Source organism: Microbacterium sp. 13-71-7 (assembly GCF_002257455.1).
Taxonomy (GTDB): Bacteria; Actinomycetota; Actinomycetes; order Actinomycetales; family Microbacteriaceae; genus Microbacterium.
Genome location: NZ_NCKN01000016.1, coordinates 24,389 through 31,476 on the forward strand (window position 1 = coordinate 24,389; position 7,088 = coordinate 31,476).

The window sequence follows — 7,088 nt, forward strand, 5'->3', positions numbered from 1 at the left end:
GAGGGGATCCGGGCCATGCGCGCACGTCCAGGGAGGGTCACGATCTACGACGTCGCCACGCGTGCGGGGGTGAGCATCTCGACGGTCTCGCTGGCGGTGAGCGCGCCGCACCGGGTGCGCCCTGAGACGCGCGAGCGGATCGTCGCGGCCGCGACCGCGCTCGGCTACCGGATGACGCAGGGGCGCCGGGTGGGCGCATCCCGCATCGCGGTGGCCGCGCCGTTCACGAGCTACCCGTCCTATCTGCGCCGATTGGCGGGGATGCTGCGGCGGGCCCGCGACGTGGCGGTCGACATCATCCCCTACGACCTGGATTCGGCGGCGGCGGCCGACGAGCCGCTGCTGGATGTGCTGCCGGCGCGCACCGACGCGTCGGGGCTCATCGTCATGGGCGTGCCTCTCGGCGGCGCCGCCCGCCGGGCGAGCAGAGCGGCGAGGATCCCCGTCGTCTATGTGGACGTCGTGCCGGCGAAAGGCGACATCGGCGGCCCTGTCGTCCTCGTAGACGATCGGGACGGAGGCGAGCAGATCGGCCGCCACCTCGTCGAGCTCGGCCATCGCAGGGCGCTGTTCGTGCACGAGCCGCAGCGCTCGCCGGCCTATGTGTCGGCCGGGATGCTGCGCATCGAGGGGCTGCAGCGGCACGTCTCGGTGGCGCCCTGGGCGGTGGACGGGCCCGCCGAGATCGACCAGCGGCTCCTGCGGGCCGCGCGGGAAGCGGGGGCCACCGCCATCGTCGCGAATCACGACCGGTTCGCGGCCGCCGTCCTCGATGTGCAGCGCTCGCGGCCGGAGGACGAGAGGCTGCCCGTGGTCGGTTACGACGACGGGGAGCTGGCCGAGGGGCTCGGCCTCACCACCGTGCGGCAGCCGTTCGAGGAGAGCGGCCGCACCGCGCTCGAGCTCGCGCTCGGTCTGGTCGCGGGCACCTCGAGCTCCCGGGACACCGTGCGCCTCGCGCCGGCGCTGGTCGAGCGGGCCTCGAGCCTGCGCGGGGTCACGCTTTCGCGGCCGTGACCCGCTTCTTCTCCCGCACGTACACCTCGCGGCGCACGCGCGCGACGACCTCGCCGGCGCCGTCGGTGATCTCCGTCTCGAACCACTCGAGCACCTTCGCGCCGCCGGCGGCGCGCGCCCGGATGTCGGCGATCCGCTCCGCCGGCACGTGGAAGCGCGCGGTGAGGACGCCGCGGCCCGGCGTGAGGAACTCGATCTCGCCGCGGGTGTCCCACACCACGTAGTCGCGGCCCAGCTGATGCATGACCAGCATGAAGAAGTACGGATCCGTCATCGCCTGCATGGATCCGCCGAACGCCGTCTTCACGTAGTTGCGGGTGAACACGTTCACGTGCAGCTGGACCACGGCCTGGGTCCAGTCGGCGCTGAACCCGCGCACCCTGATGCCGCTGAACAGGTTCGGGATCCACAGGCTCATGCCGACGGCCAGCCGGCGGGGAGTGATGCGCATGCGGCCAGTCTTCCCGGTGCGCGCCGCCGGGGATGAATCGGCTGGACCTCTTCCACAATTGATCTAGTTGACATAGAATAACTACACAGGAGGTGAGCGCGATGCTGATCCGTATCGACGCCGACAGCGCGCAGCCGCTGTTCGTGCAGATCGCGGCCTCGGTGCGGGCGGAGGTGCTCGCAGGGCGCCTGCGCCCCGGCGACCGGCTCCCCGCCGCCCGTGAGCTGTCCGACGCCATCGACGTGAACGTGCACACCGTGCTGCGCGCGTATCAGGAGCTGCGCGACGAGGGACTCGTGGATCTGCGCCGAGGGCGTGGAGCGGTGCTCTCGGCCTCCGCCGCGCCTCTCGCCGACCTCGCAGAGGACATCGGGGCGCTCGTCCGTCGTGGCGCCGCTCTCGGCGTCGGCCCCGCGACCCTCGCCGCGCTGATCGCCGCCCAGGAATGAGGAGGATCCCATCATGAACGCCCGTTCCACTCCTGCCGCGCAGGACGTGACCGCGATCCCGGCCCGCGACCTCCGCAGGGCCCGGCTGATCGCCCTGACCCTCGGCGTCGCGGTGCCGCTGGTGCTCTCCGCCGTCGTGCTCGCACTGGTCCTCGCCTGGCTGCCGGAGCTGCCATCGCCCGCCGCCACGCACTGGGGCCCCTCGGGCGTCGACGGCTTCGGTCCGCCGGTCACGTTCGTCTGGCTGTCGATCCTGCTCGGCTTCGTCCTCCCCGCGGCGCTCACCATCACGACGGTCATCGGGGTGCGCGACCACTGGGGCGGTGGTGCGAGGCTGATCGTCGGGATGGCGCTGGGGATCTCCGGACTCAGCGCCGTCATCAACCTGGGTGCCGTCGGCACGCAGCGGGGCGTCGCCGATGCGAAGCAGGCCGAGGATCTCGGCGGCCTCATGTTGCTGGGCTTCGCCGCGTTCGTCGTGCTGATCGGGGTCGGCTGGCTCCTGCAGCCGCACATCCGTCCTGCTCCGGCCGCGCCGCTGCAGCCCGCTCACGTCGCCGCGATCACGAACGGCGAGCGCGTGGTCTGGCTGGCCACGGCGTCGCTGTCCCGTCGAGCCATGATCCTCATCTCGCTGCTCGTGGTGGTGGTGGTGGGCGTCACCGCATTCATGGCGATCCGGTTCACCGACCGGATGTGGGTGCCGGTGCTCACCCTGGTGCTCATCGGCGGCGCGTTCGCGTCTTCCGCATCGTTCCGGGTGCGAGTCGGGCCGGACGGACTGTCGGTGCGGTCGCTGATCGGCTTCCCCCGCGTGCACGTGCCCCTCGACGAGATCGTCTCGGTGCGCGCGGTGGACTGCAACCCGTTCGGCGAGTTCGGCGGCTTCGGCTGGCGGCTCGGTCTCGACGGCCGAACCGGGATCGTGCTCCGCCGCGGTCCCGCGATCGAGGTCGAACGCCGCGACAAGCGTCCACTGGTGGTCACGGTCGACGGTGCGGCGGTCGGCGCCGGTGTGCTGCAGGCCTACCTCGACCGCGGGGTGTCCACCGGAGCGGGCGATGAGTGAGGACAACGGCGGGATCGCCGGGGTCCAGGCGACAGGGGAGCGGCAGCCTCAGGGCGCTCCCGTGCGCATCGGGCTCGGCGCGATCGTCGCCTACGTCGTGCTGGCCTGCGGGCTGGCATGGCTGGTGGCGCTGCCGCTGTGGCTCGGCGACGGACTGCGGGAGCCGTACGCCCTCCCGCTCATGAGTGGGATGATGTACATGCCCGCCGTCGCCGTCGTGCTCGTCCTGCTCGTCCTCCGGCCGATCCCGAAGGGGCAGCGACTGCGGTTCCTGGGCCTGTGGCCCCTGCGCCCCGTGGCGCGCGTCGTGTGGCTGATGGTGATCGGGGTGCTCGCCCCTCCGCTGCTCGTGCTGGCCTCGACTGCGGTCGCGGCGCTCTGCGGCTGGTTGAAGGTCGACCTCGCGGGCTTCTCGGGGTTCACCGAGCTGCTCGCGGCGAGGACTCCGGCGGGCACGCCGCTCCCGCCGGTGGGCGTGGTGATCGCCGCACAGGCGATGAGCATCCCGGTCGCCGCCACCACGGTCAACGCCCTCGCCGCGTTCGGCGAGGAGCTCGGCTGGCGCGGCTTCCTCGTGCCGGCGCTGCGCCGCTACGGCACCTGGGCGTCCCTGCTGATCAGCGGGGTGATCTGGGGCCTGTGGCATGCGCCGATCATCCTGCTCGGCTACGACTTCGGCCGTACGGATCTCAGCGGGGTGCTCCTCATGATCGGAGGATGCGTGGTGTGGGGCGTGCTGCTCGGCTGGCTCCGGCTGCGCTCCGGTTCGATGTGGCCCGCGGTGTTCGCCCACGGCGCGCTCAACGCCTCGGCGGGGCTGTATCTCTGGTTCTTCGCCGCGGGCACGCACCCGGATCCGGCCCTCGTCCTGCCGCTGGGGGTTGCGGGCTGGATCGTGGGCGCCGCGGTGATCCTGGTCCTGATCCTCACCGGGCAGTTCCGCCGGCAGCCGGCGCTCGCCGCCGACCTGCCGCGGACGCTCCCCGCGCCGTTCCCGGAGCCGCCCCTCGAGGATCCGCGGGAAGAGGCGGCCTCTCCGCACGTGCCGAGCGGATCGGAGCTGGAACGGTCTTGATCGCCGCGACGCGAGGGGCGAAGCTGGGCGCATGGCCCAACCGAACCTCGCGAACTGGCGCGCCGCCGACGACTATCTGTCCGAGACCCTGGTCGGGCACGACCCCGCTCTCGAGGCCGCTCTGGCCGCGCAGCAGGCGGCGGGGATGCCCGCGATCGAGGTCGCACCGGTCAGCGGGAAGCTGCTGAACCTGCTGGCCCGGATCGCGGGAGCACGCAGGGTGCTCGAGATCGGCACGCTCGGCGGATACTCCACGATCTGGATGGCGCGGGCGGTGGGGGCCGGCGGCCGCGTCGTGACGATCGAGGCGGAGCCCGACAACGCCGCCGTCGCGCGCGCGAGCATCGACGCCGCCGGCGTGGGGGAGCGGGTCGAGATCCGCCTGGGACGCGCGGCCGAGGTGCTGCCGGCGCTCGAGGACGACGACCCGTTCGACCTGATCTTCATCGACGCGGACAAGGAGTCGAACACGATCTACCTGGACTGGGCGGCGCGGCTCGGACACCCTGGGTCCGTGGTCGTGGTGGACAACATCGGCCGTGACGGCGACATCGTCGATCCTTCCTCGGCCGATTCCATGGTGGTCGGCACGCGCGAGGCGCTGGAGATGCTCGGCCGCGATCCCCGCTTCGACGCGACGGCGCTGCAGACGGTCGGCGTGAAGGGCTGGGACGGCGTCGCGATCGCACTGGTGGTGTGACGCCGCCGGGATGAGCGGGATGATCGGGTCCGGGCGGATCCGCATCCGGACACACCCGTCCTTGGCCGTGCGGATATCGGCGTCACGGGTCACAATGGACGCGTGACGCAACCAGTGGGTCTGGGCGGGCGGCCGATGACGCCGCCGCCCGGCGTGCCCGCGGAGGAGCGCCTCATCGCCCGGTTCCACCCGCACGCGCGCCACCTGTTCTGGTCGGCGCTCGTGCTCATCGTGGTGGCGGGCGCGACCGGATACTTCACGGGCAATCTCCCGGCTCCCGTCGCGGGCTGGGCCAAGGACTGGATGCTGTGGGCCGCGGCCGGCGCGCTGGTGCTGGTGTTCGTCGTGGCGCCGTTCTTCGCCTGGTTGTCGCGACGGGTCACGATCACGACGCGCCGGGTGATCGTGCGCGACGGCGTCGGATCCCGCAACAGCATCGAGATGTCGCACGCCCGCGGCTACACGATCTCGGTGCGCCGCGGCCCCCTGCAGCGCCTGGTCGGAGCCGGCACCGTGCTGCTGTCGAACGGCGTGGACGCGCCGCTGCGGATCCGCGACGTGCCGAACGTCGCCCTCGTGCAGGAGACCCTCGCGGACCAGGTCGAGGTGGGTCAGATCCTCGCGCACCGCGACGCCCAGGCCGCGCAGAACCCCTACACCGCCTGACCCGTCCCGCCCCCCAGTCGCAGGCCCGGCTCGTCGACGCCCCCTCGCGCTCGCGCCGACGCCCCGCCCCACCTTCGAGTCGTCCCTACCAGCGCACGCCATGGCCTCCGCTGGTGGGGACGACTCGAAGGTGGGAGGGGTGGGCGGCGAGAGCGGGGTGGAACGTGCGGAAGAATGGGGGCGAGGAACGGAGATCCGATGGCGTTGCGTGTGGGTGTGATCGGCGGCGGACAGCTGGCGCGGATGATGATCGCCCCGGCGGTCGAGCTGGGCATCGACATCCGGGTGCTGGCGGAGGACGAGGGCATGTCGGCGCAGCTGGCGGCCACGGCCGTGGGCGACTACCGCGATCTCGACACCGTGCGCCGGTTCGCGGCGGACGTGGACGTCATCACCTTCGACCACGAGCACGTGCCGCAGGAGGTGCTGCGCGCGCTCGTCGCGGACGGCGTGGCCGTGCACCCCGGACCCGACGCGCTGCGCTTCGCTCAGGACAAGCTCGACATGCGCGCCCGCCTCGCGGACCTCGGCGCGCCCCAGCCGGACTGGGCGCGCGTCGCCGATACCGGCGAGCTGGAGACCTTCCTGGACGCGCACGGCGGCCGTGGCGTCGTGAAGACGCCCCGCGGCGGCTACGACGGCAAGGGCGTGCGCGTCGTGTCCGCAGCCGATGAGGCGTCGGACTGGTTCGCGGCGCTCGCCGAAGGGGACGCCCTGCTCGTCGAGGAGCTCGTGCCGTTCGTGCGCGAGCTCGCGCAGCAGGTCGCCCGACGTCCGAACGGCGAATCCGTGTCGTACCCCGTCGTGGAGACCGTGCAGAAGGGCGGGGTGTGCGCCGAGGTGATCGCGCCCGCGCCCGGCGTCGACGCGGAGCACCTCGAGGAGGCCGCGCGGATCGGTCGGGAGATCGCCGAGGGGCTGGGCGTCACCGGCATGCTCGCGGTCGAGCTGTTCCAGACCGAGGACGGCCGGATCCTCGTGAACGAGCTCGCGATGCGCCCGCACAACAGCGGTCACTGGAGCCAGGACGGCGCCGTGACGGGGCAGTTCGAGCAGCACCTGCGCGCGGTCGCCGACCTGCCGCTGGGGGAGACGACCCCGCACGCGGAATGGTCGGTCATGATCAACATCCTCGGCGGCCCCGCGGACGCCGGGATGCTCGATCGCGTCCCCGCCGCGCTCGCCGCGAGCCCGCAGGCGAAGGTGCACACCTACGGCAAGGCGCCGCGCCCCGGCCGCAAGGTCGGACACGTGAACGCGAGCGGATCCGACCTCGACGCGGTCCTCGCCGAGGCCAGGGCCGCCGCCGACGCCTTCGCCTGAGCCGGACCCGTGCCCGCGCCGTCCGCGGACACGGGCGACTGAGCCGGCTCCGGCCGGGGTTCTCGCGGGCGAGGGCGCGCCGCAGCGGGGTTCTCCCAGCAGTCGCCCGTAGCCTGTACGGGTGACTGGGACACTGCACGCATCCGCCGCGCCCCTCGTCGGCGTCGTGATGGGATCCGACTCCGACTGGCGCGTGATGAGCGCCGCCTCCGAGGCGCTGACCGAGTTCGGCATCCCGCACGAGGTCGAGGTCGTCTCCGCGCACCGCACGCCGGAGAAGCTGCACCGCTACGGCACCGAGGCCCGCGAGCGCGGGCTCAAGGTGATCATCGCCGGGG

General features: G+C 72.7%; 9 protein-coding genes. 8 read left to right on the forward strand and 1 reads right to left on the reverse strand.

Features of this window, described 5'->3' with window-relative positions:
- Window positions 1-15 precede the first annotated feature (15 nt).
- Window positions 16-1,017 (forward strand): LacI family DNA-binding transcriptional regulator, encoded by a 1,002-nt coding sequence (locus tag B7X32_RS02905; RefSeq protein WP_292715768.1) that lies wholly within the window; start codon window positions 16-18, stop codon window positions 1,015-1,017.
- Here B7X32_RS02905 and B7X32_RS02910 read toward each other — a convergent pair.
- The gene (locus B7X32_RS02910; protein ID WP_292715769.1) at window positions 998-1,468 is read right to left on the reverse strand and encodes a DUF4442 domain-containing protein; all 471 of its coding nucleotides are present in this window, start codon (window positions 1,466-1,468) and stop codon (window positions 998-1,000) included. The two genes, B7X32_RS02905 and B7X32_RS02910, sit on opposite strands and share 20 nt — an antisense overlap.
- Window positions 1,469-1,569: 101 nt before the next feature.
- On the opposite strand from B7X32_RS02910, the gene B7X32_RS02915 reads away from it, so the two are divergent.
- From B7X32_RS02915 to B7X32_RS02945, 7 genes are all read left to right on the forward strand, one after another.
- Window positions 1,570-1,917 carry a GntR family transcriptional regulator gene (locus B7X32_RS02915; RefSeq protein ID WP_292715787.1) on the forward strand — a complete coding sequence of 116 codons (348 nt, stop codon included), beginning with the start codon at window positions 1,570-1,572 and terminating at the stop codon, window positions 1,915-1,917.
- A gap of 13 nt (window positions 1,918-1,930) precedes the next feature.
- The gene (locus tag B7X32_RS02920) at window positions 1,931-2,986 is read left to right on the forward strand and encodes a DUF1648 domain-containing protein (protein ID WP_292715771.1); all 1,056 of its coding nucleotides are present in this window, start codon (window positions 1,931-1,933) and stop codon (window positions 2,984-2,986) included.
- Window positions 2,979-4,061 carry a CPBP family intramembrane glutamic endopeptidase gene (locus B7X32_RS02925; protein ID WP_292715773.1) on the forward strand — a complete coding sequence of 361 codons (1,083 nt, stop codon included), beginning with the start codon at window positions 2,979-2,981 and terminating at the stop codon, window positions 4,059-4,061. The genes B7X32_RS02920 and B7X32_RS02925 overlap by 8 nt, the downstream gene beginning before the upstream one ends.
- A gap of 31 nt (window positions 4,062-4,092) precedes the next feature.
- On the forward strand, window positions 4,093-4,761 hold the full coding sequence (locus tag B7X32_RS02930; RefSeq protein WP_292715774.1) for an O-methyltransferase: 669 nt from the start codon (window positions 4,093-4,095) through the stop codon (window positions 4,759-4,761).
- A gap of 102 nt (window positions 4,762-4,863) precedes the next feature.
- Complete coding sequence (locus tag B7X32_RS02935; RefSeq protein WP_292715777.1) at window positions 4,864-5,427, forward strand: PH domain-containing protein; 564 nt, start codon at window positions 4,864-4,866, stop codon at window positions 5,425-5,427.
- Between the two features lie 198 nt (window positions 5,428-5,625).
- Window positions 5,626-6,750, forward strand: coding sequence for a 5-(carboxyamino)imidazole ribonucleotide synthase (locus tag B7X32_RS02940; protein WP_292715780.1), 1,125 nt, complete (start codon window positions 5,626-5,628; stop codon window positions 6,748-6,750).
- A gap of 169 nt (window positions 6,751-6,919) precedes the next feature.
- On the forward strand, window positions 6,920-7,088 hold a 169-nt coding region (locus tag B7X32_RS02945), incomplete at its 3' end, for an AIR carboxylase family protein (protein ID WP_292715790.1).

Excerpts from the sequence above, each read along its gene's own strand:
- B7X32_RS02905 (WP_292715768.1), top strand. The coding sequence starts at position 16 with ATGCGCGCACGTCCAGGGAGGGTCACGATCTACGACGTCGCCACGCGT.
- B7X32_RS02910 (WP_292715769.1), bottom strand. The coding sequence starts at position 1,468 with ATGCGCATCACTCCCCGCCGGCTGGCCGTCGGCATGAGCCTGTGGATC.
- B7X32_RS02915 (WP_292715787.1), top strand. The coding sequence starts at position 1,570 with ATGCTGATCCGTATCGACGCCGACAGCGCGCAGCCGCTGTTCGTGCAG.
- B7X32_RS02920 (WP_292715771.1), top strand. The coding sequence starts at position 1,931 with ATGAACGCCCGTTCCACTCCTGCCGCGCAGGACGTGACCGCGATCCCG.
- B7X32_RS02925 (WP_292715773.1), top strand. The coding sequence starts at position 2,979 with ATGAGTGAGGACAACGGCGGGATCGCCGGGGTCCAGGCGACAGGGGAG.
- B7X32_RS02930 (WP_292715774.1), top strand. The coding sequence starts at position 4,093 with ATGGCCCAACCGAACCTCGCGAACTGGCGCGCCGCCGACGACTATCTG.
- B7X32_RS02940 (WP_292715780.1), top strand. The coding sequence starts at position 5,626 with ATGGCGTTGCGTGTGGGTGTGATCGGCGGCGGACAGCTGGCGCGGATG.